Here is a 26910-nt window from a genome sequence, read left to right as displayed (position 1 = left end):
TTAGTTTCCTCCCTTGGAAAACTATTTTTCCTGCCTTGGAAATTTACTTTTCCACCGTTGGAAATTTTATTTTCCAAGGCTGGAGAGTTTTTTGGAAAACGTCTCACGGTGATTGTTTTACCGTACCCATCGCCCGCCAGATAGACACTCCTGTCGCAATAGCTCCCTGGAGAATTGTTGTTTTCCAGTGGGCTATTGGGGAGTATCCACGTGGAGATCGGGATAATCGGTGGCGACGATAAGGCGTCACGCCTCAAAAATGTGTACCTTTGTGCAGATTAGCCCGTCTCTATGTGCAGCTCGCCTACGGGTAAGGCTGGCGACGAGACTGCGATGGGCTCGCCTCCTTATCAGATCAAGACAGAAGACAGTATAGAATAGAAAGATGATTATAGTCAACGACCTCACGATACAGTTTGGCAAGCGCGTGCTCTTTGCCGACGTCAACCTTAAGTTTACCCCGGGCAACTGCTACGGCATCATCGGTGCCAACGGCGCCGGCAAGTCGACCATGCTCCGTATGATTAGCGGAGATCTAGACCCGACACGTGGTACCGTCAGCTTCGGACCCGATGAGCGACTCTCGGTGCTGAGTCAGGATCACTTCGCCTTCGATGAGTATACCGTCATCGATACCGTCCTGATGGGGCATGACAAACTCTGGAAGATCATGAAGGAGAAGGACGCTATCTACGCTAAGGAAGACTTTACTGACGAAGATGGTGTCAAGGCGGCTGAGCTCGAGGAGCAGTTTGCCAACCTCGATGGGTGGAACGCTGAGAGCGAGGCGGCAGCCCTCTTGAGTGGCCTCGGCATCAAGGAGGATCTGCACTACCGCCTGATGGGCGACATCAGCGGTAAGCAGAAGGTGCGTGTGCTACTAGCACGCTGTCTCTTTGGCAAGCCGGACAACCTACTCCTCGATGAGCCTACCAACGACCTAGACTTGGAGACCGTCTCCTGGCTAGAGGACTATCTCGCCGAGACGGAGAGCACCGTCCTCGTGGTGAGCCACGACCGTCACTTCCTCGATGCCGTATCGACCCACACGGTGGATATAGACTTTGGCAAGGTGAGACTCTTCGCTGGTAACTACAGCTACTGGTACGAGTCTAGCCAGTTGGCGCTCAGACAGCAACAGCAACAGAATAAGAAGCTCGAGGAGAAAAAGAAAGAGCTCGAGGAGTTCATCCGTCGCTTTAGTGCCAACGTGGCAAAGAGCAAGCAGACGACCAGCCGCAAGAAGATGCTGGAGCGTCTCGACATCAACGAGATCGAGCCGTCGTCACGTCGCTACCCAGGCATCCTCTTCCAACCAGAGCGTGAGCCAGGCAACAAGGTTCTGGAGGTCAACGACCTCTCGGCTGTGACGGACGAGGGGGAGGTACTCTTCAAGGGGTTGACCTTCAATGTAGAGCGAGACGACAAGATCGTCTTCATCAGCCACGACCCACGTGCTATGACCGCACTCTTTGAGATCATCAATGGCAACCGCAAGGCGCAGCAGGGTAGCTACGAGTGGGGGCAGACAATCACGACCGCCTACCTACCTCTGGACAACAGCGCTTACTTCGACACCGATATGACGATCCTCGACTGGCTCGGGCAGTTTGCCAAAGATACGAACGACGTCTATCTCAAGGGCTTCCTGGGGCGTATGCTCTTCAGCGGTGAGGAGGTGAATAAGCGCGCCTCGGTCCTCTCGGGAGGGGAGAAGATGCGCTGTATGATCAGCCGTATGATGCTTCCCCCAGGGGCTAATGTGCTGATCCTCGACACACCGACGAACCACCTGGACCTGGAGTCGATACAAGCGTTCAACAACACGCTCATCTCCTTCAAGGGGAATGTGCTCTTCTCCAGCCACGACCACGAGTTCATCCGCACGGTGGCGAATCGTGTCATCGAGCTCACTCCAAATGGGATCATCGACCGTATCATCAACTACGACGATTACATCACCGACCCGAAGGTTGCTGAGCTCCGCGAGAAGTACTACAACGCATAAAGGGACCACACGCCTATGGCTCGTATCCTCGCTATCGACTATGGCACCAAGCGCACGGGGCTGGCGGTGACCGATCCGCTACAGATCACTCCGGGTGCACTCGACACGGTGCCTACGCATCAGCTCCTCAACTATCTGGCGGACTACCTGGGGCGTGAGGAGGTGGAGACGATCGTTCTCGGCAAGCCGACACAGATGGACGCAACGCCCTCAGCGACGTGGCAGGCGATACAAGCTTTGGCTAAGAAGCTGAGACAGCTCTATCCTCAGATACGTCTAGAGTATGTGGACGAGCGCTTTACCTCTGTCTTGGCGCAGCAGACGATCCGCGAGGCAGGCATCGGCAAGCAGCGACGCCGACAGGACAAAGGGCTGGTGGATCGTGTCAGTGCGACCATCATCTTACAGAGCTATCTGGAGAGCTTGAGTATGCTTCACTAAAAACAGAGAATTAACCGATTACACTTATGGCTAAGACCTTACCTATATACCTTTACGGGCATCCCGTCCTACGCAACATGAGCGAGGATATAACGCCTGACTACCCGAACCTCTCCGAGCTGATCGCTGATATGTGGCAGACGATGTATGAGAGCGACGGCATCGGACTGGCTGCTCCACAGATTGGGCGCAACATACGTCTGCAGGTGATCGACGCAACACCTCTTGCTGAGGAGTACCCTGAGTGTGCCCAGCTCAAGCTAGTCATGATCAATGCGCACATGCGCTCCCTGAGCGAGGAGACCTGCTCGGAGCCTGAGGGTTGCCTGAGCTTGCCTGGCATTAACGAGCGGGTCGTACGACCAGAGTCGATCGTGGTGGACTATATGAATGAGCAGTTTGAGCCACAGCATCTAGAGCTCTCGGGCTTTGCGGCTCGGGTGGTGCAGCATGAGTATGATCACCTAGATGGCAAGCTCTTTGTGGATCACATCTCGGCGATGCGTAAGCGCTTGATCAAAAAGAAGCTACAGCATATAGCCGACGGGCGGGTACGTGTCGGCTACCCTGTCATGCGCAATCCGATACATTAGTCCTTATGCGTCCGCTACTACGATCACTCTCTCTGCTGCTCTGCACGCTCTGTGTGTGGAGCACTACGCTCTGGTCGCAGATAGATACGGAGCGGGTGATGACGATCGGGCGCAATGCGATCGGCTTCAAGGATTATGTGGTCGCTATCGAGCACTTTAACCAAGTGATCGAGGTGTCGCCCACGATGGCCGATCCGTACTACTACAGAGCTTTTGCCAAGCTTATGCTGGGCGACTATGCGGGTGCCGAGCGAGACGCGACGCTCTGCCTGGAGCGCAACCCCTTCCTCTCTAGAGCCTATATGGTACGGGGGGCGGCACGGCACAATCTGCAGCACTATGCGGAGGCAGCGACCGACTATGCGCAAGCGCTCAAGATCACGCCTGACGACTTTTATCTCTCGTTCAACTTAGCAGGCTCGCTCTACGGTGCCGAGCAGTATGAGCGTGCCGACTCGGCAGCACTTGCCTTGACGCAGCGTCACCCCAAGGAAGCGCGGGGCTACTTCCTCGCAGCAGAGATAGCTTTGCGACGGCAAGACACGGTCGCAGCAGAGGGACGGATAGCCGAGGGCTTGGCGATAGACTCGCTGAGTGCTGCGCCTTATCGTATGCTCTCGACGATTGCTTACCTGCGGGGAGACTACGAGGGGGCACTACGCTATCACGACAAGAGCATAGAGCAGGAGCCTGGCCAAGCTAGCGACTACATCAATCGTGGACTGACACGCTACAAGCTGAAAGAGTACCGTGGTGCTATGGAGGACTACAATCAGGCACTCCTCCTAACGCCTCACGATGCGGTCGCTCGCCACAACCGCGCCTTGCTACGTATCGAGGTGGGCGACCTACAGGGAGCTCGCGAAGATCTGCTAGAGGTGGTGCGGCTACAACCGACCAATCTGACGGCACACTTTAACTTAGCTTTGGTACAGACTCAGACGGGACAGTATCGTGAGGCGATCGAGACGCTAGACTATATATTAGGCCGTCGACCTGAGTTCCTCTCGGGTTATTATCAGCGCTCGGAGGTGAAGCGTCTGCTCGGTGATGCTGCTGGAGCCGACAGAGACTACTGGTTCGCCTACAAGCTAGAGCGTGGGCAGGTCAAAGCACCTAAGCCAACCATTGCCGACAGCACCGCCTCGAGTGTGGCTAGCGAAGAACTATACGCACTAGATCATCACGCAGAGCTACAGTCTGCGAGCAGCGACGCGACGCCCTCTTCGATTACTACGGGAGGCAATTCACTACGCGGATCGATCCAAGAGCAAGCCACTTCGTCAGAGGCTTGCCCCGCTTACGAGCTGACCTACTTCGTGCAGAAGAGTCACGACAAGCTCTTGCCTCGCTCCAACTTCTCCGCAGAGCTAGAGGCGTACAATGAGCGCACGGGCTACCAGCCTCGTCTCTTGCTTGCCGTCGGCACGCAGTCGCTAGATAGCACGCAGCTCCATGTCGTGCTGGAGGATATAGCACGCCTGCAGGCTCGTGACACAGAGCAGACGGCCGACTGGCACCTGCGTATGGGCATCGACAAGCTTCTGCTACGAGACATCGGCGAGGCGGTCTCACAGTTCAACGCTTGTCTCGAGCTGGCTCCTCAGCAGCCACTCGCGCTTCTCGCGCTGAGCACCGCGCGCCTCATGCAGGCAGAGACGCTCACAGACGCTAAGCAGCAGACGCTCATGTACGACTTGGCAATGCGTCAGCTCACTACAGCCATCGGCCATGCCCCGCAGATAGGCTATCTCTACTACAATCGGGCGCACCTGCACCAGTCGCTGGGACATACGGATCAAGCGATCGTAGACTACACTAAGGCGATCGAGCTACTGCCCCAAGCTGGCGAAGCTTACTACAATCGTGCTCTGCTCCTGGAGCAGCAGGGGCAGCATGAGCAGGCGATAGATGACTTGAGCCGTGCAGGCGAGCTGGGCATCTATCAGGCTTATTCTCTCATCCACACTATCCAGACACGCTGATGATATCCGTTCAAGACCTTACGGTAGACTTTGGTAAGCAACTCCTCTTTGACTCAATCAACTTTGTCATCAGCAAAGGCGAGCGAGTCGCACTCGTCGGGCACAACGGGGCGGGGAAGTCAACCTTGATGAAGATCCTCGTCGGCATCGAGCAACCGACCAGTGGTGCCGTCAGCCGTCCCCGCGACCTCTCCATAGGGTACTTGCCACAGGTCAAAGAGCTTGTCGACCACACCACGCTGCGTGCGGAGGTCGAGGAGGTCTTTAAGGATGTGCAGTCGCTCAACGATCAGTACGACCGTCTGAGCGAAGAGCTAGCGACACGCACCGACTACGACTCGCCCGAGTACTTAGAGCTGATCGAGCGTCACGGACATCTCACCGACCTGATACAGATGCATCACCCGTCGCAGTACCTTGCCGAGATGGAGCGCACGCTCCTCGGACTAGGCTTCGAGCGGAGCGACTTCGACCGGCCGACGCGTGAGTTCTCCGGCGGGTGGCGTATGCGTATCGAGCTGGCTAAGGTGCTGCTGAGCAATCCCGATCTGCTCCTTCTCGATGAGCCGACGAACCACCTAGACATCGAGTCCATCGACTGGCTCGAGCACTTCCTCATCGCCCGTGGGGTCACGCTCCTGCTTGTCTCGCACGACCGCACCTTCCTCGACAACGTCACCAACCGCACCATCGAGATCGAGCTAGGACGCATCTACGACTACAAGACCTCCTACAGCCACTACGTCACGCTACGTGAGGAGCGTCTGGAGCAGCAGAAGCGAGCTTACGAGAATCAGCAGAAGAAGATCCAAGACATCGAGTCCTTCGTCGAGCGCTTTCGCTACAAGCCGACGAAGAGCGCACAGGTGCAGAGCCGCATCAAGCAGCTAGACAAGATCGAGGAGATCGAGCTCGACGAGATAGACACACGGCACATCAGCTTCACCTTCCCGATGGCGGGGCGCAGTGGCGACTACCCAGTCATCATCGAGGAACTGGACAAGAGCTACGGCTCCCTCTCGGTGCTACGAGGCGTCTCGATGACCATCAAGCGTGGCGAAAAGGTCGCCTTCGTCGGGAAGAACGGCTCCGGCAAGTCAACCCTCATGCGCTGCATCATGGGACAAGAGGAGTATACCGGCAAGCTTCAGATAGGGCATGGCGTAGAGGTCGCTTACTTCTCTCAGAATAGGGCGCAGGAGCTACCCGCCAACCAGACCATCCGTGAGGCTATCGACAGCTTGGCGCGTGGCGATATGAGACTGCATATCAATGATATGCTGGGTGCCTTCCTCTTTGGCGGGGAGGTAGCCGACAAGCCCATCAGCGTGCTCAGTGGTGGTGAGCGCGCTCGTGTCGCTATCATGCAGATGCTCCTAGAGCCGGCCAACCTGCTCATCCTCGACGAGCCGACCAACCATCTGGACATCCGAACCAAAGAGATCCTCAAGCGAGCCATCGCAGCCTTCCCTGGGACTGTTATCGTCGTCTCGCACGACCGCTACTTCCTCTCGGGGCTCGTGGACCGTATCTTCTCCTTTAGCCATGGAGCCGTACGCGAGTGTATGGACGGCCTCGACGGCTACCTCGCCACCCTCCACGAAGAGCTAAACCAACAGCCCTCAACCAACGACAAACAGCCAACAGCTAACAGCCAACAGCCAAAGGCTAACGACCAACAGCCAGCGGCCAAAGCCCAGCCCCAGCTCGACTACCAGCAGCAGAAAGAGCAGCAAAAGCGCTTGCGCACCCTACGCCGCACTGCCGAGAGTTTCGGTGAGCAGCTAGAGCAACTCAAGAAAAGCCTTGCTGAGCTAGAGCAGCAGATAGCCACGGCAGCCACCCCGCAGCTCATCGATCAGTACACCCAGGTCAACAAAGAGATCCAAGAGATCACTCCTCAGTGGGAGGAAGCCGAGTTTGCGCTCATGGAGTACGAGGAGGAGATCCAATAGTAGTAATTAGCCAGCCAACCAACCCGTGAGACAGTTCCTCAAGCTCTTCGGCAAGTATATTCGCCCCTACCGTCACTACGTAACAGGTGGCATCATTGCCAACATACTCTCGGCGCTGCTCAACCTGCTCGCCTTTTCGCTCATCATGCCGATCCTGCGCATCCTCTTTGGCATGGATCAGACCACACCCGTCTACCATGCGCTCGACGGCATCAATTGGTTACGGCCCTCGGAGTGGAGCGTGGCGATAGACTATATCGTGGGCAACTTCAACTACTACGTCTACCAGCTCATCCAGCAGTACGGCCCCGCTCGCACGCTACTCCTCCTCTGCATCTACCTCGTCGTCATGACGCTCATCAAGGTCGGCGTCACCTATGGCGGCATCTATATGCTCGTGCCGATCCGTACAGGCGTGGTCAAGGATCTGCGCAATGAGTTCAATGCCAAGCTCCTCCGGCTGCCTATCTCATTGATCAGCGAAGAGCGCAAAGGCGACCTCCTCGCCCGCTTCTCGGGAGATGTTGCCGAGATCGAGTACTCCATCATCAACCTCCTAGAGAGTCTCATCAAGAACCCCATCCTCATCATCATCTACCTCGTAGCGCTCTTTGCGATCAGCTGGGAGCTCACCCTCTTCGTCCTCATCGTCCTGCCGATAGCCGGTTACGTCATGGGGGCCGTGGGCAAGCGACTCAAGCGAGACAGCCTCGAGGGGCAGACGCAGTGGGGACGGCTCATGAGCATGGTCGAGGAGACCCTCTCGGGGCTGCGCATCATCAAGGCGTTCAATGCAGAGCAGCAGATCTCTGACCGCTTTACTAAAGCCAATGAACAGTATCGACGCACCATCTCGCAGGTCTATGCCAGGCAAGGCTTAGCGCACCCCATGAGCGAGTTTCTCGGCACCACCGCCATTGCGATCATCCTCTGGTACGGCGGCAACTTGATCTTTGCAGGTGATAGCTCCATCACGGCCGATGCTTTCATCTACTACCTCGTAGTCTTCTACAGCATCATCAATCCCGCCAAAGAGCTAAGCCGTGCCTCCTACTCGATCCAAAAGGGGCTTGCCTCGATGACTCGCATACAAACCATCCTCGACTACCCCGAGCGCATCACAGATCCCGCGGAGCCACTGCCCGTTACCTTTGAGCGGAGTATCTCTTACGAAGATGTCTCCTTCCGCTACGAAGAGCCGTGGGTACTGCACAACCTGTCGCTCACCATACCCAAAGGTCGAATGGTCGCGCTCGTGGGAGCTTCGGGTGCCGGCAAGAGTACGCTCGTAGACCTGCTGCCCCGCTTTTACGACGTCACCTCAGGGCGCATCACCATCGACGGCACTGACATACGGCAGGTACGGGCGAGCGAACTAAGGGAGCTCATAGGCTATGTCAATCAGACGCCGATCCTCTTCAACGATACGATACGCAACAACATCACCTTCGGCATGGAGCGCGCCGTCAGCGACGAGGAGGTACGCACTGCTGCTGAGGCGGCCAATGCGACCGAGTTCATCGACCAGCTCCCCGAGGGGTTCGAGTACAACATCGGTGACGGCGGCAGCAAGCTCAGTGGCGGGCAGCGTCAGCGACTCAGCATAGCACGAGCTCTGCTCAAGGACTCGCCCATCCTCATTCTCGATGAGGCGACCTCGGCACTCGACAATGTCTCCGAGCAACTAGTCCAGGAGGCTATCCAGCGTCTCGTCAGCGACCGCACCACCATCGTCATCGCCCACCGCCTCTCCACAATCATGCACGCCGACCTCATCTGCGTCATGCAGGAGGGGCAGATCGTCGAGCAGGGCACTCACGCAGAGCTGCTCGAGCGCGGCGGACTCTACGCCCAGCTCTACCAGATACAGTTCAAGGAGTAACGATCAGTTTAGGAGCGAGAGACACCGACAAGTCACCAGAGAGGATCGAAGCGTTACGACCTCTCACAAAAACATCCACGTGAAAAACTCGATCTCCACGTGGATGTTTTTTATTACCCACGTGGGAAGGAAAAAATTCTTCGGAAGTTTCATTTGATTCCTCCGAAGTTTCATTTCATTCTTCCGAAGTTTTATTTTGCGTCCACGTGGAGGGTTTTTATTTTCCACGTGGATGTTTCGGATTTCCTACGTAGGAATTGGTTGAAACGTAAGATTTGCGAGATCGCCGTGGAGTGGGTGAAGTGTGCGGACCTCAAGGCTGACGCATTAGATACGATGAGCTCATCAACCTCTCTCTATTCTTCATTTGTCGCTCATTTGTCGCTCCCGTCAGAGCGATTATGGTGCGTCAGCACTAGTTTTGCAGAGATTTACTGAGATGTCCCTTTTTTCATTACCTTTGTATGGGAGGTTTTCTATACTTTAGAGCGTAGGCTCGCAGACCTCCGATATTCAACTAAAGACTAGGTATATATGGCAAAGAAAAATGAGAGGAATGTCGTCACTCCTCCTATTACAGATGTCGAAGCGAAAATGAAGGCGCTGGAGACTACGATGGGACGTATACAGAAGCAGTTTGGAAAGGGCTCTATCATGAATATGGCGGATGATGCCGTAGAGGATGTGAGTGTGATCCCCTCGGGGAGCTTGACGCTCGACATAGCTCTCGGTGTCGGAGGCTACCCTCGTGGACGTATCATAGAGATCTTTGGCCCGGAGTCTTCGGGTAAGACGACGCTGGCTATCCACGCTATCGCCGAGGCGCAGAAGCTGGGCGGTATCGCAGCGATCATTGATGCGGAGCACGCTTTTGACCCGACTTATGCACAGGCTCTGGGGGTAGACATTAGCCGTCTGTGGATCTCTCAGCCTGACGATGGGGAGCAGGCTCTAGACATTGCTGAGCAGTTGATTCGTTCGTCAGCGGTCGACATTCTTGTGGTGGACTCGGTCGCAGCTTTGACTCCTAAGGCAGAGATAGAGGGTGAGATGGGAGATACGCAGGTGGGTCTGCACGCACGTCTCATGTCTCGTGCTATGCGCAAGATCACGGCTGCCGTGAGTCGCTCTAAGACTTGCTGTATCTTCATCAATCAGCTACGTATGAAGATCAACAGTGGCTATAGTCCTATGGGGCCTAGCGAAGTGACGACGGGTGGTAATGCGCTCAAGTTTTACTCCTCTGTGCGTCTAGACATACGCGCTTACAAGCAGATCAAGAAGGGCGACGATGTGGTCGGTAAGGTGACGAGCGTGCGTGTGGTCAAGAACAAGGTGGCTCCTCCTTTCCGTCGTGCTGAGTTTGACATACTCTTCGGTCAGGGCATCAACCGTGTAGGCGAGATCATCGATGCGGCTACCGATATGGGCATCCTCAAGAAGAGTGGCTCGTGGTTCTCCTATCAGGGTAATAACATAGGTCAAGGTCGTGATGCGGTCAAGGAACTACTCGACGACAATCCCGAGTTGGCAGACGAGGTGGCTCAGCAGGTGATGGATCAGCTAGCTCATGAAGGTAAGCTACACCTTTCTCCAGAAGCCTCTGAGGGTGAGGAGGGAGAAGATCCAGACACGACAGATCAGCTGGTTGACGAGGACTTTGATATATAATAGATAGTCAGAGGGGCGTAGGGTGCGTGAGCGAAAGCTTTTGCACCTTGCGTGGCTCTCTGATCTACGCTATCAGATAGATCTGGGTCTATTGAGCCCCAGTCGTAAACTCTAAAGCATAGTTACAATGACAGCTCTACAACTTTCTCATGGTTGGCAGCAGCTCTCCGATCGCTCTGACAGCCAGTATACGCCAGAGTGTATCTCTGTGCTCCAAGAGGACGAGATATTTGTCTTCGGCAGTAATCTGCTGGGACATCACATGGGGGGTGCTGCACGTACTGCGCGTCGAGTCTTTAATGCAGAGATGGGTGTCGCCGAAGGCTTGACGGGGTGTGCTTATGCCCTGCCGACGTTGAACGAGGATATGCGTCAGGTGGCTCCAGAGGCTCTGCGTGCGAGCTTTCGGCGGTTGCTACTCTTTGCCTTAGATCATCCTATGCTCACGTTTTACCTTACGGAGGTGGGGTGTGGCATCGCTGGGTGGTCTGCTGAGGAGGTGAGTGCCTTGCTGTGGGAGGCTGTGCGTGAACTCTCTGAGGAGGCTTATGAGTTGCGAGCTATGCCGGCTAATCTTGTGATCCCGAAGCTATTTAGTAGATCGTGAGTCTTGTCGTAGATCGCCTCTCGCTCTCGAGTGAGCAGTACACTCGATGGTGTGCTGAGACTCGCTCGCTACCGCTCTACGTGCAGCCTTGGTGGCTCCTAGCAGCATCGGGGATGGGAGAGATGGATGTACTCACGACGACGGGGAGTAAGGAGGGTGCTCCGACGCTTATGTGGCCTCTCTTTATGCCCACATGTCGTCACCTGATTGTGCCTCCCTGCTGTCAGTCTGCTGGTCCTCTGAGTGATCGCTCGGGGGCGGTGGGTGAGACGCCTTTCGATCGGGACCGATATATTGCTCATCTAGCAGCTATGCAAGCGCTGGGTGAGGCACTGCCCTCATCGCTACGCTATATAGAGGCGCACTTACCGCTGGAGTACTGGGACTGGCTACCATGCGAGACGCCTGCGGGAGCATGGCGTAGCTCGGTCGCTTATACCCACCTTCTTGACTTGACGCAAGGTGCGCCTCAAGAGCTGTACAATAGTTTGATCCGCCGGAAGGTGCGCCGTGCTACTGCTTTGGGTCTGCGAGAGCTTTGGGCTGAAGAGACGAATGTGTCAACCTGTGCGGAGATGCTGGTGGATCTTTGCCATAAGAGCCTGCAACGCAGCGGAGGAGATCGTCTCTGCGCCTCCTCGCTGAGGCGGCTTGTGACGGCTGCTGTGGCGCGTCGACAGGGCGCTCTCCTACTTCTACGCTCCCCGCAGACGGATGAACCCGTGGCGGGAGCCTTTGTGGCGCATCATGCTGACACGGCGTACTACATTGCGGGAGGGCAAGCGAGAACGCCTGAGGGAGAGGATGCGATGGCGCTACTGCTGGATAGACTGATCACATGGAGTCGAGAGGCGGGGTGTCACACCTTCGACTTTGAGGGATCGATGCAGCCGGGCATCGCCTTTTTCTTTCGCAGCTTTGGAGCTGTGCCACACCCTTATCTGCGCTTGCAGGCGGGGCGACAGACGCTCGCTATGCACCTGCAGTTGCGTCGGTACTATCTACAGCATCTCTATTGAGTTCGTTTGACTTGTAAAGCTATCGATCTATATGCGACACTACGAGGCGACAGAATATATCTTATCGTTTCTACTCGGAGATGCGACTCCGCTCGACATATCGGGCCAGATCCGCATCTCGCGTCACGCTCAGAAGCAACGCTCACCAGACTACGTCGCTTACTGCCGTCCGGAGGAGGCGGAGCCATATCACCGTGTGGTGATCGTTCCGTCGGGCTTTTTTGACTATGATCAGTATGGTCGTGCTGAGTCGATGCCTGCGCTGCCGCTGGCAGAGTGGCACGGCATGCCTCTGCTCTTTGGAGAGCCTCGTGAGGAGTATATAGAGACGCCTTATGGTAGGCGTCTGGTGATCTATGCTGACCTGGTGGCTAGTAGCTTCTTCCTGCTATCGCGCTACGAGGAGATATACTATCGTAAGCGGCGGGATGAGCATGGTCGCTTCCCTGGGCGTGAGTCGCTGGCATATCGTGCGGGCTTCTTGGAGCGTCCGCTGGTGGATGAGTATGCTACGGAGCTACGACGCCTGATGAGCGAGATAGGTCTGGCGGTGCAACCAGTGGTGCCTGGCTTTAGTTCGGTCTCCCTGACGCATGATCTGGATCAACCGTACTACAGCTCGGGTGTGCGGGGCTTCTTGCGCTTGCTCCTCAAGGAGCACCTCTCCCTGCGGGCCGCTTATCGCAATACTTTCTCACGGGCTAGTGAGGATCTCTTCTTTAGCTATGGACGCTTCCTCGATTGGAATGTGGAGACCCAGCGTAAGTGCGCAGCACCTGTGCGAACGATCTTCTTTATCAAGACTCCCAGCCCGAATCCACTAGACAAGCCTAACTATACACTGCATAATCGCAAGATAGCGGCGATCATGAGGTTGGCGCGGAGGCGCAAGGTGGAGTTTGGTCTGCACCTAAACCTCTATTGCTCTGAGCATCCTGAGGCGGTGGAGGCAGCTAAGGCAGAGCTAGAGAAGGAGCTGGGCGAAGCGGTCATCTACTCGCGCCATCACTATCTAGCAGTCCGTGAACCGGAGGACTACAATGCGCTCCTCGCTGCGGGTATCTACCATGACTACTCGATGGGTTACGCTGATGTGGCGGGCTTTAGGCTAGGCACCTCACGGCCTGTGCGCTTTATCAATCCGCAAAGTCTAGAAGTCACAGACCTGATCCTGCATCCGCTTACGGTGATGGACTACACGCTACACGATGAGAAGTATATGCACCTAGACTACGCAGAGGCAGAGCGTGTGGCTGTGGCCATGGTCGATCAGACGTACAAGCATCATGGAGAGGTGACGCTACTCTTTCACAATGAGAACCTCCTGCTGGACGATCCGCACATTTACCACACACGTCTGTACCGAGCACTGCTGCGCCAGATCATGAAGCTCTCGCCAGCACCTGACATCGTAGGGTTATAGTCTTGCCTCTCCTATGCGTCCTCATCGTATCTTGCTACTGACAGATCTGCTGCCCCCGCAGTTTGCACCTCGCATCACGGCACTCTTGCAGCGGCTCCCCCAGGATGACTGGCAAGTCGATGTGGTGAGCGAGAAGATACGAGGAGATCATCGAGGCTCTCACGGCTCTGTGGAGCAAAAGAGTAGCTTGCCGGCACATCGTCTGGAGCGTGTGCCGCTAGCTCCTAGGAGGGGTAGGTCGCTCTATGCCCTCGCGGATGCGCTATGGCAGGTGAAGAGCCAGCGCCTTGTACGTCACTTGCGGCAGCATTACGACTTGACGCAGTACGCACTGATCGTGGGAATGAGTTATCGCACCTTCCCGCTACCGGCGGTCGCTCGCTTGGCACGGCAGACGGGTCTTCCTGCCGTGATGGACTGTCGAGACATCGTAGAGGAGTATACGCCAGAGGGCTTTCTGCCAGCACCGCTACCACGCTGGTTGCCTCTGCGCAGAGAGGCTTATAGTTGGCTACGAAGACGATTTATCAAGGCTCGTACGAAGGCACTCAGGGCAGCCACTGCTATCACGACAGTCTCTGAGTGGCACCGAGATCAGTTGCAGCAGCTGCACCCTGACCAGCAGGTCGTCTGTATCCCTAATGGTTATGACGAGAGGCTCTTTGTCGCATCGCCTGAGGAAGCACCTCAGTTGCCTCTGCGCATTGTGTACACAGGAAGGCTGCTCTCGCTTGAGATGCGCGACCCGACGCTACTCCTGGAGGCACTGCAAGAGAAGACGCTGAGTAGGTGGGTCAGTCGTGGTGCTGTCGAGGTTCATTGGTACTGTGATGCCGCTTCGCAGCAACTCCTAGAGAGTCTTCTAGAGCGTTATAGCGATGAGGTGCGAGCCTGTCAGCACTTTCACGCTATGGTACCTTATGCTGAGGTGCCGATGCTACTGGCTCAGGCAGACATGCTCCTTCTCTTGGGTCGTCGTGAGCAGCCCGAGGGTCCTCACGGGATGGTTACAACGAAGCTCTTTGAGGCGATGGCGATGCGTCGACCTATCCTAATGGTAGAGAGTGACGAAAGCGTTGTGGCTCAGATCCTCAGAGCGCATGGAGGAGCACTTGCAGCGACCGAAGTGGCGCAGGTGGTCGAGTTTGTCGCTTACCACTTAGAGCGTCTGGAGCGCGGTGAGATGCTGCCGATAGATACCTTTACAGAGCACTATAAGCAGTACACGCGAGCAGCGATGGCGGAGGCTTTTGCGCAGCTCTTCGGCACACTCGTCTGAGTATACTGCTCTGTCTAGGAAAGAATAAATGAGTCAAGCCCAGCAAACGATGAGTCTGCTGGGCTTGATCTGTATAGGCGGACAGCCTATGTGATGCTTTTTAGTAGTTCTCAGCCATTGGCTCGAAGAACTCCTGTGGGTGATCGCAAGCGGGACACTTAGCGGGTGCCTTCTTGGCCTTAACGACGAAACCACAGTTGCGGCACTGCCAGTAGATCTCCTTGTCACGCTCGAAGTACTTGCCAGACTCGACACGCTCTAGGAGCTTGAGGTAGCGCATCTCGTGCTCATGCTCAGCCTTAGCTACGTTGCGATAGACGGCTGCAATGGTCTTGAAGCCCTCCTCCTCGGCGATGTCAGCGAACTCAGGATACATCTCCTCAGCCTCGCAGTGCTCACCAGCAGCGGCAGCCTTTAGGTTCTCAGCTGTGGTGCCGATGACACCAGCAGGATAAGAAGCAGTGATCTCTAGATCACCACCCTCGAGGAACTTGAAGAAACGCTTAGCGTGCTCCTTCTCCTGATCAGCAGTCTCCTGGAAGACAGCCTCGATCTGACGATAGCCCTCCTTGCGAGCTACTCCAGCGAAGTATGTATAGCGATTTCTAGCTTGTGACTCTCCAGCGAATGACTTCAGGAGGTTCTGTTCGGTACGTGTACCTTTGATTGATTTAGTACTCATAGATAGGTATTCTAAAGGTTAATATAATTCCATTACCACCACAAAGATACCTATTTATTGTGAGTCGTGCAAATATACCCTTAAGAGGTTACGGCACGTGGTATAAGCAAAGCCCCTAGAGCGACCTATAGATCGTCTAGGGGCTTTCGTCTTATCGCTTAGCGGGGTGGGGCGATTAAGCCTCTTCCTGCTCGATAGCTAGTTGTCCACGGTAATAACCACACTCAGGACAGATGGTGTGATATACGTGCCATGCTCCACAGTTGCTACACTTAGCTAGTGTGGGGGTTGCTGCTTTGTCGTGCGTTCTACGCTTGGCAGTGCGCATCTTGGACTGCCGTCTTTTGGGATGTGCCATTGTTTATCTGTTTTATTATTTATCCTTCTCTTGTTGTAGTGAGTCACGTAGCGCACTGAGTGCAGCCCAGCGCTCATCAGTCTCCTCTGCTGCGTTGGGATCGAGATCATCTAGGATGGCCTGCATATCCTCGGCACACGCTCCGTCGGGGTGTACCCGGCTGATGGGGAGTGAGAGTACGATGAGGTCGTAGATCAGGTCAGCGCAGTCGAGCGAGGGGCTGTGATGCGGCACGATGATCTCCTCATCGCTTACCTCCTCGTACTGCTCGCCCAGCTTGACGACGATATGCTGAGACATATCGATGCACATCTCTAGGGGAGCTAAGCATCGATCACAATGTGTCTCCACAGAGCCTGTGAGCGTCAGCTGAAGGTCGAAAGTATCTCCGACACGATCTATGCGAATGGCGCATGCTACGGGACCTCCGCTGAGGTCAAACGTAGGGCGTGACTCTAGAAAAGCTGACTCCACAACAAAGTCTTCGGTCGAGACGCCTTGCGGCAATCCCTTCAAGTGTATCGTGTACCGACCTCCGTGAGACATAGTGTGCTACAAACTTCTCTAAATTGACTCTAGAGTGACACTATAAAGGTGTACTCTAGGGGTATGAGCGCAAAGGTACAGAAATTTCAGTAGACGGCAAGCGACTGGCGGTTGGCTGGAGTCATCGGAGGTGTCGGAACCATCGGAGCTATCAGAGCCATCGGAGTGGATCGGAGTGATCAGAGCTATCTAACCTCTAACTTTTAATCTCTAATCTCTAGCTTCTAATCTCTAATCTCTTTTTTCTGTACCTTTGTCACGCGATGGGCTTGCAGGCTCATCGCCTGCAGCACGTAGAGCTGTGGCCCAGATGGTGGAATCGGTAGACACGAGGGACTTAAACTCCCTTGGCCAATTGCGGCCGTGCGGGTTCAAGTCCCGCTCTGGGTACCAGTCTCTCGGCGAGACTCATTTGTGTGGGGAGCGGTCAGTCTCGCTAGTTTTTAGTATCTTTGTGGAGAACGAAAAGAATTTATCATGGCTGCCAAAGACAAAAAAGTACTCTACATATCTCAAGAGATATTCCCCTATCTGCCTGAGAGTGACCTCGCACATGTCGCTCGCTACCTCCCTGAGCATATACAAAATGCTGGGCATGACGTGCGCATCTTTATGCCACGCTACGGGCTGGTCAATGAGCGCCGTAATCAGCTCCACGAGGTGATCAGGCTATCGGGTATCAATGTCATCGTCGATGACTACGACCACCCACTTGTCATCAAGGTTGCCTCCATACCCTCTACACGCATACAGGTTTACTTCATCGACAATCCGGACCTCTTCGGTCGTAAGAGTCTCTTTGGTCCAGCTTCGGAGGGTGCTCCCAGTGACAATGCAGATAGGAGTATCTTCTTCATTCGCGGGGTCTTTGAGGCGATCAAAAATCTTCGCTGGATACCTGATCTGATACACTGTCTGGGGTGGTTCTCAGCCTTGGCTCCTGTCTATCTTAAGACCGCCTACAAGGACGATCCATACTTCGAGCGTGCCAAGGTGATCTTCTCGGTCGATGGCAACGAGGAGGAGGGGCTGATCGGTGACGATCTGATCAAGAAGCTAGAGTTTGACAAGATCACGGGCGATATGCTGGCACCACTCCAAGGTGAGGTGACGCCGGATGCGTTGCGTCGTATGGCGATCCACTACTCTGATGGAGTGATCCTCGGGCAGGAAAAGGTCTCTCCCGAGCTGATCAAGTACCTACGCTCTGAGCCCGACCACAAGGTGCTGGAGTACCCAGGACCAGCGGTAGACCATGCTGAGGCTTATGTAGACTTCTATCGTAGTCTTATGGAATAGAAGCCATCTTTCTGACATATAGTGCAAAGCCCCCAGCGACTCTCTTAGTCGCTGGGGGCTTTGCTCCATTAGAGGGGGAAATGTGCGGTCGGCACTTTCGTACCTAAAAAAGGCTAGTATCAGCGAAATAAGTCGTACCTTTGTGCTGTCCATGTGATGGTGCCGATCAGATTACAGTGGAGGTGCTGTGGTGGTCACTAGTATCCCCTATTTCTAGTGCTTGCTCACTAGTCTCTCCTGCTGTAGGAGGTGGCGCAGGGTCGCATGGTATACGAAAGTTTTCATGTAGAGGTCTATTGCTAGGAAGGTTTAGCTCAATCACCCTCTCAAGGAGTTGGGCCCTACACCTTTTATTCATCCTAATTATGACAGACAAACCGAACAAAAGAATTATCGAAGAGGTAGTCGTACGCTTCTCAGGCGACTCGGGCGACGGTATGCAGCTCACGGGTTCCATCTTCTCTGATATGTCAGCGATGTATGGTAACTCGGTCTCGACCTTTCCCGACTATCCCGCTGAGATCCGTGCTCCTCAAGGTACACTAGGAGGCGTATCGGGCTTTCAGGTACGTATCGGACATGATCAGGTCCATACGCCTGGAGACTATGCCGACGTGCTGGTGGCGATGAATGCCGCTGCCCTCAAGGTCAATGTGAAGAACCTACGTCACGACTCAATCATCATCATCGATAGTGACTCCTGTGGAGAGAAGGATCTCAAGAAAGCTCTCTACCAGACAGATGATCCTATCAAAGAGCTAGGACTCAACCCAGATAGAGTACTCGCTTGCCCCATTAGCACGATGGTCCAGGAGGTGCTCAAGGATATAGATATGGACGCTAGAGGCAGACTAAGATGCAAGAACATGTTTGCCCTAGGTATCGTCTCTTGGCTATTCGACAGACCCCTCGAGCAGGCGGAGCACTTCATCAGCAAGAAGTTTGCTAAGAAGGAAGTCATCCGTCAGGCCAACATAGCAGCCCTCCACGGGGGATACTCTTATGCGGCTAATACCCATGCTTCGGTAGGCACTCCCTTTGTCATTGAGGGCGCACCACAGGAAGCTGGCGTTTACCTTGACGTAACGGGCAATAAGGCTACCGCTTTCGGACTCATAGCTGGTGCGGAGCGTGCTGGACTCAAGCTCTTCCTAGGCTCTTATCCTATTACTCCCGCCACAGACATCCTACACTTCCTCGCTAAGTACAAGTCTCTCGACGTGATCACGATGCAGGCTGAGGATGAGATAGCAGGTATCTGTACAGCCATCGGAGCTTCCTACGCAGGTCGCCTCGGTGTCACCTCTACTTCAGGTCCTGGTGTGGCACTCAAGAGTGAGGCACTCAACCTCGCCGTCATCGCTGAGCTACCACTCGTACTCGTAGACGTACAGCGTGGCGGTCCCTCGACAGGTATGCCTACGAAGTCAGAGCAGACCGACCTCCTACAGGCTATGTATGGGCGCAATGGTGAGTCCCCAATGGTAGTGATTGCTCCTACCTCTCCCTCTAAGTGCTTTGACGCTGCTTACTATGCAGTCAAGATAGCCATAGAGCACATGACGCCTGTCGTCCTCCTCTCAGATGCTTATCTGGGTAATGGTTCGGTTGCATGGCGTATACCTGACTACGAGAAGTATCCCGAGATCAAGCCTCACTACGTAGATCAGTACAAGGGTGAGGACCCGTGGATGCCTTATATGCGCGACCCAGAGACGCTCGTACGCTACTGGTCTATACCAGGGGCTGGCTCACTGCCTTATCGTACAGGTGGTCTGGAAAAAGATAATAAGACTGGTGCTATCAGCACGGATGGTCCTAACCATGAGCTGATGGTACTACAGCGTCACAATAAGATACAGCACATTGCAGAGGTAGTCCCACCGCTCACCGTAGAGGGTGATGTGGAGGACGCTGAGCTGCTCATCGTCGGCTGGGGTAGTACCTATGGACACCTGAGTGATGCCTGCCAGGCTCTTCGCAAGAAGGGGCACAAGGTAGCACACACGCAGTTCACCTTTATCAATCCTATGCCTAAGAACACCGAGGAGATCCTACGCCGCTACCCGCGTGTAGTCGTCGCTGAGCAGAACCTCGGTCAGATGGCCATGCTCCTACGCAACAAGGTCTCTGATGCTAATATTTATCAGTATAATCAAGTGCAGGGACAACCCCTCAAGGTGGGCAATCTCGTTACTGCCTTCGAAGAGATACTCGCTGAGCAACTATAAAAGACCACAACTGCTATGATTGAAACAAATAGTAATCTAGAGAAGGGCACACTACGCTTTGCCCCCAAGGATTTCAAGAACGCATCACCCGTCAAGTGGTGCCCAGGTTGTGGCGACCACGGTGTCCTAGCGGCTGTCCATAAGGCGATGGCTGAGCTAGACATAGCTCCCGATGAGACGGTCGTCGTCTCAGGTATCGGCTGCTCCTCGCGACTACCTTATTATATGAGTACTTTTGGCTTCCACACCGTACATGGTCGTGGTGCTGCCGTTGCTACGGGTGTCAAGGTGGCTCGTCCGGACCTCACCGTATGGCTCATGTCTGGCGATGGCGATAGTCTCGCTATCGGTGGTAACCACTTTATTCATGCTGTACGACGCAATGTGGATATCAATGAAGTCCTCTTCAACAACCGCATCTACGGACTGACCAAGGGGCAGTACTCGCCTACATCGCCTCGTGGACTCGTCACCAAGAGTTCGCCTTACGGCACTGTCGAGGATCCCTTCGAGCCGGCTGAGCTGGTCATGGGTGCTCGTGGCAACTTCTTCGCACGCTCACTCGACGTCGATCAGCCTACACTCACCGCTTGTCTGCTCGCTGGTGCTAAGCACAAGGGCTTTGCAGTCACAGAGGTGCTGGTGAACTGTATGATCTTCAACAATGGCGCACACGCTGCTATCAGCGACCGTGCCGTTCGTGCTGACAAGACGATCGTCCTGCAGCATGGCGAGAAGATGCTCTTCGGTGAGGACAAGCAGCGCGGTCTCGTCCTAGACGGCTTCAAGCTACGTGCTGTGACGATCGGTGAGGATGGCTACACGCTCGACGATGTGCTGACGCACGATGCGCATGAGCCTAATCCCTTCCTACACATGATGCTTGCCGCTATGAATGGTGCCGACGGCCTCCCCGTCGCTATGGGCGTCATACGTGATGTCGAGGGCCCGACCTACGACTGGGCTGTGCATGATCAGATCGATCAGCAAAAGGCAAAGAACAAGGTGCGCACACTCCGTGAGCTACTCATGACGGAGGATACTTGGGAGATCAAGTAAAGCAATCGTCTAAGCCTACTTCATCACCTGTGTAAGGTGACAAAATAGCGAGGGAGACTCAGCAGTGAGTCTCCCTCACTGTTTCTTCTGACTCTTGGCCGTTAGCCTTTGGCTGTTGGCTGTTAGCTCTCCGATCTGCTCCGATCCCTCTAATCTCTGATCTCTCTACCCTCTAATCTCTAATTTCGTACCTTTGCGCTATAATCGAGAGAACTGTATGGATTACAATCACCACGACATAGAGCAGTCGGCTCAGCGCATCTGGCAAGACGCCGACATTTATCGAGTAGAGATAGATCGAGATAAGCCTTCGTACTACGTACTCGACATGTTTCCCTATCCCTCGGGAGCGGGACTACATGTGGGGCACCCGCTAGGCTACATCGCTTCTGATATTTACGCTCGCTATAAGCGTCTGCAGGGGTACAACGTCCTGCACCCGATGGGGTACGACGCGTTCGGTCTGCCGGCTGAGCAGTACGCTATCCAGACGAATCGCCACCCTGAGGAGACGACGCGAGTTAATATCGCCCGCTATCGTGAGCAGCTCGACAATATTGGCTTTGGCTTCGACTGGAGCCGTCAGGTGGTCACTTGCGATCCTGAGTATTATAAGTGGACGCAGTGGGCTTTCATACAGCTTTTCCACCATTACTACGACACGGCCACCGATCGTGCCGAGTCTATCGACAAGTTGGTCAAGCATCTCGAGGCGCACGGCACAGAGGGCTGTACCGCTTACAGCAGTACGCCTCTGGAGCTAACGGCTGAGGAGTGGCGAGTAGCGAGCGAAGCGGAGCAGTCGGAGTGGCTGATGCACTACCGCTTGGCTTTCCTCGGGGAGAGTGTGGTCAACTGGTGCCCTGAGCTCGGCACTGTCCTCGCTAATGACGAAGTAAGTGACGGCGTGAGCGAGCGTGGTGGCTATCCTGTGGTGCAGCGCAAGATGAAGCAGTGGAGCCTCCGTGTCTCTGCTTATGCGGAGCGTCTGCTGGCGGGCTTGGATCAGCTTGACTGGAGCGATGCGCTCAAGGAGATGCAGCGCAACTGGATCGGTAAGTCGGTCGGAGCGTCGGTCACCTTTAAGGCTAGCACCGCTCGTGGTGAGCTGCCTATCGAGATCTTTACGACCCGCCCCGACACACTCTACGGAGTCACCTTCATGGTGCTAGCTCCCGAAAGTAGTCTCGTGGCTGACCTAACTACGGAAGAGCAGCGTGAGGCTGTCGAGGCGTACCTTGATCGTACGAAGCGCCGCACGGAGCGTGAGCGCCAGGCAGACCACTCGGTGACGGGTGTCTTCACGGGCTCCTACGCACAGCACCCGCTCACGGGTGAGCAGATCCCGATCTGGATCAGCGACTATGTACTGGCGGGCTATGGCACGGGTGCTATCATGGCGGTGCCAGCGCACGACTCGAGAGACTTTGCTTTCGCACGGCACTTTGACTTGCCGATACGTCAGGTTGTTTTGCCAAAGGGTGGCGAAGCGTCCGATCCGTCCACTTGGAGCGAAAGCCTCGACAGCAAAGAGGGCGAGCTAATCAATTCGCCGCTCCTCAATGGCAAGCCAGTCTCTGAGGCGATCGACTATATGTGTCACTACCTCGATGAGCACGGCCTGGGCAAGAAGCGGATCAACTACCGTCTGCGTGATGCCATCTTCAGTCGTCAGCGTTACTGGGGTGAGCCGATACCTATATATTATAAGGAGGGGGTACCACACACGTTGTCGCTCGACAAGCTCCCCTTGACGCTCCCCGAGGTGGACAAGTATCTCCCCACGGAGAGTGGCGAGCCGCCACTAGGACGTGCTAAGCATTGGTGTACCGAGGAGGGCTATCCCTACGAACTCTGCACGATGCCAGGCTTCGCCGGGAGTAGTGCTTACTACCTACGCTATATGGACCCGCACAATAAGTCCGCTTTGGTCTCCCCCGAAGCTAATAGCTACTGGCGACAGGTGGATCTCTACATTGGCGGTACCGAGCATGCTACGGGTCACCTGATCTATAGTCGCTTCTGGAATAAGTTCCTCTACGACCTCGGGGTGGTCTGCGAGGATGAGCCATTCAAGCGCTTGGTCAACCAGGGAATGATCCAGGGACGCTCCAACTACGTCTACCGCATCAAGGGGACAAATCAGTTTGTCACCTACTCGCAGCGTGAGCAGTACGATGTGACGCAGATGCACGTAGACATACACTTAGTGCAGAACGACGTACTCGATCAGGAGGCGTTCCGTCAGTGGCGTGACGACCTCCACGACGCCACCTTCATCACCGAGGCGGACGGTAGTTATCTCTGTGGCTATGGGGTGGAGAAGATGAGTAAGTCGATGTTTAACGTGATCAATCCAGACGAAATCATCGAGCAGTATGGCGCCGATACGCTCAGGATGTACGAGATGTTTCTCGGGCCTCTGGAGCAGAGCAAGCCGTGGGATACGAACGGTATCGACGGGGTGTACCGCTTCCTCAAGCGTGTCTGGTCGCTCTATCACGATGGCGAGGGGCAGCTCACTGTCTCGGCCGATGCTCAAGCAAGTCGTGAGGAGCTCCGCACGATCCATAAGCTGATTCAGAAGATCACGCAAGACATCGAGCGTCTCTCCTTCAACACCTCCATCTCAGCCTTTATGATTGCTGTGGGCGAGCTTCAGAAGGTGCAGACCACATCGCTAGAGGTGCTACGCCCCTTAGTGATCTTGCTCTCGCCCTTTGCACCCCATATCGCAGAGATGCTGTGGCAAGAGATGCGCGCTACATGTAGTAGCGAGACACTCTCGGCCGAGAGCATCGTGACGGCCGCCTGGCCCCAGTGTGACGAGTCGCTCATCGCTGAGGACTCGGTACGCTATCCCGTTAGCTTCAATGGCAAGGTACGCTTTAACCTTGAGCTCCCCGCGGGTCTCTCTAAGGAGCAAATCCAGGAGCAGGTGCTGGCGCATGCCGACACGATCAAGTGGATCGACGGCAAGCTCCTCAAGAAGGTTATCGTCGTGCCAGGTCGTATTGTCAACATTGTGTTGTAATGATAAAGTCTTCCGTCTCTGCCATACTGGCGCAGGGCTAAGGGAAGACTATCCCATCTATCTCTAGAAAACAAATCATATAGTATGACTCAAGCTTTAGCAGTTCCCAATAGTAAACGAGCGAAAGCGTGGTACTTCGTCCACGACTTCTTCTTTATCGTACTCGGTGTCTGTCTCTATGTACTCGGCTGGGCGGGCTTTATCCTCTCACAGGAGATCGCAACGGGCGGACTAGCCGGTGTCACGACCATCATACAGATAGCTACAAATATCCCCGCCTTTATCCCATACAACATCATCAACGTCGGGCTACTGATCGTCTCGATCATCTTCTTAGGGTGGCGCTACTCGGTCAAGACGCTCATCGGAGTTCTCCTGATGGGTATAGCGATCCCGATTGGTCAGGCGCTCTTTGGAGATCCTAATACGGAGGTGTACCACAACTTGAGTAGCTGGCTCACGGACAACATACCCAACGTGGGCCCCCTGCTCAGAGAAGAGCGCTTTATGGCGGTGATCATCGGCGGTATCCTGTGCGGTAGTGGACTCTTTCTCGTCTTCCATGTGAATGGTAGTACGGGCGGTACGGATGTCATCGTCTCTATCTTCAACAAGTACACGACGCTCTCACTGGGGCGCGCTATGATCCTGATCGATGCGACGATCGTGATCACCTCTTACTTTGTCAATGTATACCTTGTAGGCAAAGATCCACAGCTTGGCGCTGAGCTACTCACCTTCTCTATCGTGGAGGTAGTCTTCTGCGCTATCACGCTCGACTACTGGACCAATAGCAATAAGCACTCGATACAGCTCTTTATCTTTAGCAAGAAGTACAAAGAGATCAACGAGGCGATCATCCAGCGCCTGCACCGTGGCTGTACACTCATCCATGCTGACGGAGGTTACTCGCAGGAGGAGATGCGCATCCTCATGGTAGTAACCCGCAAGGCTCATCTACAGAGTATCAATCGTATCATCAAGGAGATCGATCCCGATGCGTTCGTATCGGAGGGGACCGTGCATGGAGTCTATGGACGAGGTTTCGACAATCTGAGATAGCCATTAACGTCGAGGCTACATGACCGCCACAAGCCGACATAGCAAAGCACTACTCGCTCTACTAGGCTGTATGCTAGTAGGGGGAGTGGTGCTTTACTTATATCGTCCTGAGAGCCTGCCGATGCCACGCTGCCCCTTCCTGCAGCTCACTGGGTGGCAATGTCCAGGCTGTGGCTCCATGCGAGGCATTCACGCATTGCTCCATGGCGACATAGTACGGGTGCTACAGCTCAACGTCATGCTCATACCCGGTTTGATCTACTTTGCCTTCCTCGTGCTGCTAGAGCTATCTCGCCCACATAATCTGCGAGCTGAGAGACTCTACCGCCGCTTCTCAGGGCGCACCGCTAGCTGGATCATCTTTGCCATCATCGTCGCATGGGGCATAGGGCGTAATCTGATCTAAGTCAGCCTCGGGACCTTATGCGACTCCTTACGCTTTTTGTCCTCACGCTCTTACTCCTCTTACGCCCTTGTAGCTGGGTGCTAGCACAGAGTGACTCGTCAGATACGCTAGCTCCTTCGCCAGATCCCCTCAGCGTGCTACTACCTGGGGCACTCTTCGCTACCTACCCGCTACATCATAGCGATGTGGCTATCCGCACGACTCGTCACACCCTCCTAGGTACTCGCTGGCGTAATCACTACGACGACCACATGCAGTTTGCATCCTATGGGCTACAACTGGCTATGCGTTGTGGCGGTGCCACGGGACGCTCTCGCACATGGGGCGAGATGCTGACAGCCGATGCTATAGGAGCCCTAGGAACCGCCGCCATCGTTCTTTCGGTCAAAAGTGGGGTACAGCGCATGCGTCCCGATGGATCGACGGCTAATAGCTTTCCCTCGGGACACACTGCGACAGCCTTCCTCGGTGCCGAGCTTTTTTATCTAGAGTATGGTGCCGACTACCCTTTGCTGTCTCATCTGCAGTACCTCGTTGCCACTTCTGTTGCATTCGGACGCATGGCCAATAACCGTCACTGGTATTCTGATGTCCTCTGGGGGGGACTCGTTGGGGTCTCGATGGCTCATGTGGGCTACCTCGTGAGTGATCTCGTCTTCGGGCGCTACACTCCAGATGTAGGCCGAGAGATCCCAGATAGTTACTTCTACCTATCGCTCCTATCTAGTCGCCACTTGTCGGGAGGTGCCGGCTGCGTCGGTGCACAGCTTGGCTGGCAGACCTCCTCTCTAAACTATGCTGCAGAGCTCTCACTACGATCTGACAAGGAGCACCCCACACTCCATGGCGATCTCCTTTTGGGTGTGCCCCTCTACCAGTGGCGATACTTAGAGCTGCGACACAGCTATGGTCTCGGCATCGGCTACGACAAGGCTGCTAGAGAGCAGAGCTATGCCCATCTGCAGGCAGGTCTCGAGGCATATCCCCGACTACGCTATCTCGACAAGCTGGGGCTCTTCCTGCGGCTCCACTGCGAGCCTTATCGGCAGAGCTACTTGACGCTAGGAGTCTCGTTACGTCATCGCTACTTGTGACCTGGAGGGGGAAGGTAACTACTCCTCACTGGCCCTTACGTGCAGCTCATGAAAGAGCGATTATGATTCGTCTGCCCTGGCTGGTCAAATTCAACGCCGGCCTATTACAATAATTTAGATCCGGATACATATCAAAACGGCATTATGTCGGGGAAAACTGATTTCCACGTGGATATTTCGAAATATCCAGGTGGAGAATTTTTATTTTCCACGTGGGGAATAAAAAATTCTTCGGAGGAATCAAATGAAACTTCGGAGGAAATGAATGACGCCCAC

The 26910-nt window shown here is 54.8% G+C and carries 21 protein-coding genes and 1 tRNA gene; 19 read left to right on the top strand and 3 right to left on the bottom strand.

Going from position 1 to position 26910, the window contains the following annotated elements; all coding sequences use genetic code 11:
- The first annotated feature begins 385 nt into the window (after window positions 1-385).
- The 11 genes from RDM37_RS04905 to RDM37_RS04855 all read left to right on the top strand — a co-directional run bounded on the left by RDM37_RS04905 (window position 386) and on the right by RDM37_RS04855 (window position 14863).
- Window positions 386-2008 carry an ABC-F family ATP-binding cassette domain-containing protein gene (locus RDM37_RS04905; protein ID WP_299366926.1) on the top strand — a complete coding sequence of 541 codons (1623 nt, stop codon included), beginning with the start codon at window positions 386-388 and terminating at the stop codon, window positions 2006-2008.
- Window positions 2009-2023: 15 nt separating this feature from the next.
- Entirely contained in the window at window positions 2024-2449 is a 426-nt protein-coding gene (ruvX, locus tag RDM37_RS04900) for a Holliday junction resolvase RuvX (protein ID WP_308555513.1), read from the top strand.
- Window positions 2450-2475: 26 nt separating this feature from the next.
- Window positions 2476-3042: a peptide deformylase gene (gene def, locus RDM37_RS04895; protein ID WP_308555511.1), complete on the top strand. Its 567-nt coding sequence runs from the start codon at window positions 2476-2478 to the stop codon at window positions 3040-3042.
- A gap of 5 nt (window positions 3043-3047) precedes the next feature.
- A complete protein-coding gene (locus tag RDM37_RS04890; protein ID WP_308555509.1) occupies window positions 3048-5027 on the top strand; it encodes a tetratricopeptide repeat protein in 1980 nt (659 codons plus the stop codon).
- Window positions 5027-6982 carry an ABC-F family ATP-binding cassette domain-containing protein gene (locus RDM37_RS04885; RefSeq protein ID WP_308555507.1) on the top strand — a complete coding sequence of 652 codons (1956 nt, stop codon included), beginning with the start codon at window positions 5027-5029 and terminating at the stop codon, window positions 6980-6982. The genes RDM37_RS04890 and RDM37_RS04885 overlap by 1 nt, the downstream gene beginning before the upstream one ends.
- 25 nt (window positions 6983-7007) lie before the next feature.
- Complete coding sequence (locus RDM37_RS04880) at window positions 7008-8864, top strand: ABC transporter ATP-binding protein (RefSeq protein ID WP_308555505.1); 1857 nt, start codon at window positions 7008-7010, stop codon at window positions 8862-8864.
- A gap of 534 nt (window positions 8865-9398) precedes the next feature.
- Window positions 9399-10535 carry a recombinase RecA gene (gene recA / locus RDM37_RS04875; RefSeq protein ID WP_308555503.1) on the top strand — a complete coding sequence of 379 codons (1137 nt, stop codon included), beginning with the start codon at window positions 9399-9401 and terminating at the stop codon, window positions 10533-10535.
- A 127-nt stretch (window positions 10536-10662) separates the two neighbouring features.
- On the top strand, window positions 10663-11142 hold the full coding sequence (locus RDM37_RS04870; RefSeq protein ID WP_308555501.1) for a hypothetical protein: 480 nt from the start codon (window positions 10663-10665) through the stop codon (window positions 11140-11142).
- Entirely contained in the window at window positions 11139-12161 is a 1023-nt protein-coding gene (locus RDM37_RS04865; protein ID WP_308555499.1) for a GNAT family N-acetyltransferase, read from the top strand. Before RDM37_RS04870 ends, RDM37_RS04865 begins: the two co-directional genes overlap by 4 nt.
- A 31-nt stretch (window positions 12162-12192) precedes the next feature.
- On the top strand, window positions 12193-13584 hold the full coding sequence (locus tag RDM37_RS04860; RefSeq protein WP_308555497.1) for a polysaccharide deacetylase family protein: 1392 nt from the start codon (window positions 12193-12195) through the stop codon (window positions 13582-13584).
- 13 nt (window positions 13585-13597) lie between these two features.
- Window positions 13598-14863 carry a glycosyltransferase gene (locus RDM37_RS04855; protein ID WP_308555495.1) on the top strand — a complete coding sequence of 422 codons (1266 nt, stop codon included), beginning with the start codon at window positions 13598-13600 and terminating at the stop codon, window positions 14861-14863.
- 100 nt (window positions 14864-14963) lie between these two features.
- Here the strand turns inward: RDM37_RS04855 and rbr are convergent, their stop codons facing one another.
- From rbr to RDM37_RS04840, 3 genes are all read right to left on the bottom strand, one after another.
- Window positions 14964-15545, bottom strand: a complete 582-nt coding sequence (rbr, locus tag RDM37_RS04850; protein WP_308555493.1) for a rubrerythrin — start codon at window positions 15543-15545, stop codon at window positions 14964-14966.
- A 175-nt stretch (window positions 15546-15720) separates the two neighbouring features.
- Window positions 15721-15903, bottom strand: a complete 183-nt coding sequence (gene rpmF / locus RDM37_RS04845; RefSeq protein ID WP_004331464.1) for a 50S ribosomal protein L32 — start codon at window positions 15901-15903, stop codon at window positions 15721-15723.
- A gap of 15 nt (window positions 15904-15918) precedes the next feature.
- Window positions 15919-16449, bottom strand: coding sequence for a DUF177 domain-containing protein (locus RDM37_RS04840; RefSeq protein ID WP_308555491.1), 531 nt, complete (start codon window positions 16447-16449; stop codon window positions 15919-15921).
- Window positions 16450-16753: 304 nt separating this feature from the next.
- Between RDM37_RS04840 and RDM37_RS04835 the strand changes: the two genes are divergently transcribed.
- The 8 genes from RDM37_RS04835 to RDM37_RS04800 all read left to right on the top strand — a co-directional run bounded on the left by RDM37_RS04835 (window position 16754) and on the right by RDM37_RS04800 (window position 26634).
- Window positions 16754-16842, top strand: a tRNA-Leu gene (locus RDM37_RS04835).
- An 84-nt stretch (window positions 16843-16926) separates the two neighbouring features.
- Window positions 16927-17748, top strand: a complete 822-nt coding sequence (locus RDM37_RS04830; protein WP_308555489.1) for a glycogen/starch synthase — start codon at window positions 16927-16929, stop codon at window positions 17746-17748.
- A 365-nt stretch (window positions 17749-18113) separates the two neighbouring features.
- Window positions 18114-19979, top strand: a complete 1866-nt coding sequence (locus RDM37_RS04825) for a 2-oxoacid:acceptor oxidoreductase subunit alpha (RefSeq protein ID WP_308555488.1) — start codon at window positions 18114-18116, stop codon at window positions 19977-19979.
- 15 nt (window positions 19980-19994) lie between these two features.
- Entirely contained in the window at window positions 19995-21038 is a 1044-nt protein-coding gene (locus tag RDM37_RS04820; RefSeq protein WP_004330651.1) for a 2-oxoacid:ferredoxin oxidoreductase subunit beta, read from the top strand.
- A 217-nt stretch (window positions 21039-21255) separates the two neighbouring features.
- The gene (gene leuS / locus RDM37_RS04815) at window positions 21256-24072 is read left to right on the top strand and encodes a leucine--tRNA ligase (protein WP_308555486.1); all 2817 of its coding nucleotides are present in this window, start codon (window positions 21256-21258) and stop codon (window positions 24070-24072) included.
- Window positions 24073-24156: 84 nt separating this feature from the next.
- Entirely contained in the window at window positions 24157-25134 is a 978-nt protein-coding gene (locus tag RDM37_RS04810) for a YitT family protein (RefSeq protein WP_308555484.1), read from the top strand.
- Between the two features lie 19 nt (window positions 25135-25153).
- Window positions 25154-25540: a DUF2752 domain-containing protein gene (locus RDM37_RS04805; RefSeq protein ID WP_308555482.1), complete on the top strand. Its 387-nt coding sequence runs from the start codon at window positions 25154-25156 to the stop codon at window positions 25538-25540.
- A gap of 17 nt (window positions 25541-25557) precedes the next feature.
- Complete coding sequence (locus RDM37_RS04800) at window positions 25558-26634, top strand: phosphatase PAP2 family protein (RefSeq protein ID WP_308555480.1); 1077 nt, start codon at window positions 25558-25560, stop codon at window positions 26632-26634.
- Window positions 26635-26910: the final 276 nt, after the last annotated feature.

Origin of the sequence: uncultured Porphyromonas sp. (assembly GCF_902489635.1) — a bacterium.
In the GTDB taxonomy this organism is placed as follows: Bacteria; Bacteroidota; Bacteroidia; order Bacteroidales; family Porphyromonadaceae; genus Porphyromonas.
The sequence above is the reverse complement of the archived record's forward strand: the minus strand, read 5'-3'. Positions and strand labels throughout refer to the sequence as shown.

Bases quoted from the DNA above. Each gene is read 5' to 3' on its own strand.
- RDM37_RS04905 (WP_299366926.1), top strand. From the start codon at position 386: ATGATTATAGTCAACGACCTCACGATACAGTTTGGCAAGCGCGTGCTC.
- ruvX (WP_308555513.1), top strand. From the start codon at position 2,024: ATGGCTCGTATCCTCGCTATCGACTATGGCACCAAGCGCACGGGGCTG.
- def (WP_308555511.1), top strand. From the start codon at position 2,476: ATGGCTAAGACCTTACCTATATACCTTTACGGGCATCCCGTCCTACGC.
- RDM37_RS04890 (WP_308555509.1), top strand. From the start codon at position 3,048: ATGCGTCCGCTACTACGATCACTCTCTCTGCTGCTCTGCACGCTCTGT.
- RDM37_RS04885 (WP_308555507.1), top strand. From the start codon at position 5,027: ATGATATCCGTTCAAGACCTTACGGTAGACTTTGGTAAGCAACTCCTC.
- recA (WP_308555503.1), top strand. From the start codon at position 9,399: ATGGCAAAGAAAAATGAGAGGAATGTCGTCACTCCTCCTATTACAGAT.
- RDM37_RS04870 (WP_308555501.1), top strand. From the start codon at position 10,663: ATGACAGCTCTACAACTTTCTCATGGTTGGCAGCAGCTCTCCGATCGC.
- RDM37_RS04860 (WP_308555497.1), top strand. From the start codon at position 12,193: ATGCGACACTACGAGGCGACAGAATATATCTTATCGTTTCTACTCGGA.
- RDM37_RS04855 (WP_308555495.1), top strand. From the start codon at position 13,598: ATGCGTCCTCATCGTATCTTGCTACTGACAGATCTGCTGCCCCCGCAG.
- rbr (WP_308555493.1), bottom strand. From the start codon at position 15,545: ATGAGTACTAAATCAATCAAAGGTACACGTACCGAACAGAACCTCCTG.
- rpmF (WP_004331464.1), bottom strand. From the start codon at position 15,903: ATGGCACATCCCAAAAGACGGCAGTCCAAGATGCGCACTGCCAAGCGT.
- RDM37_RS04840 (WP_308555491.1), bottom strand. From the start codon at position 16,449: ATGTCTCACGGAGGTCGGTACACGATACACTTGAAGGGATTGCCGCAA.
- RDM37_RS04830 (WP_308555489.1), top strand. From the start codon at position 16,927: ATGGCTGCCAAAGACAAAAAAGTACTCTACATATCTCAAGAGATATTC.
- RDM37_RS04825 (WP_308555488.1), top strand. From the start codon at position 18,114: ATGACAGACAAACCGAACAAAAGAATTATCGAAGAGGTAGTCGTACGC.
- RDM37_RS04820 (WP_004330651.1), top strand. From the start codon at position 19,995: ATGATTGAAACAAATAGTAATCTAGAGAAGGGCACACTACGCTTTGCC.
- leuS (WP_308555486.1), top strand. From the start codon at position 21,256: ATGGATTACAATCACCACGACATAGAGCAGTCGGCTCAGCGCATCTGG.
- RDM37_RS04810 (WP_308555484.1), top strand. From the start codon at position 24,157: ATGACTCAAGCTTTAGCAGTTCCCAATAGTAAACGAGCGAAAGCGTGG.
- RDM37_RS04805 (WP_308555482.1), top strand. From the start codon at position 25,154: ATGACCGCCACAAGCCGACATAGCAAAGCACTACTCGCTCTACTAGGC.
- RDM37_RS04800 (WP_308555480.1), top strand. From the start codon at position 25,558: ATGCGACTCCTTACGCTTTTTGTCCTCACGCTCTTACTCCTCTTACGC.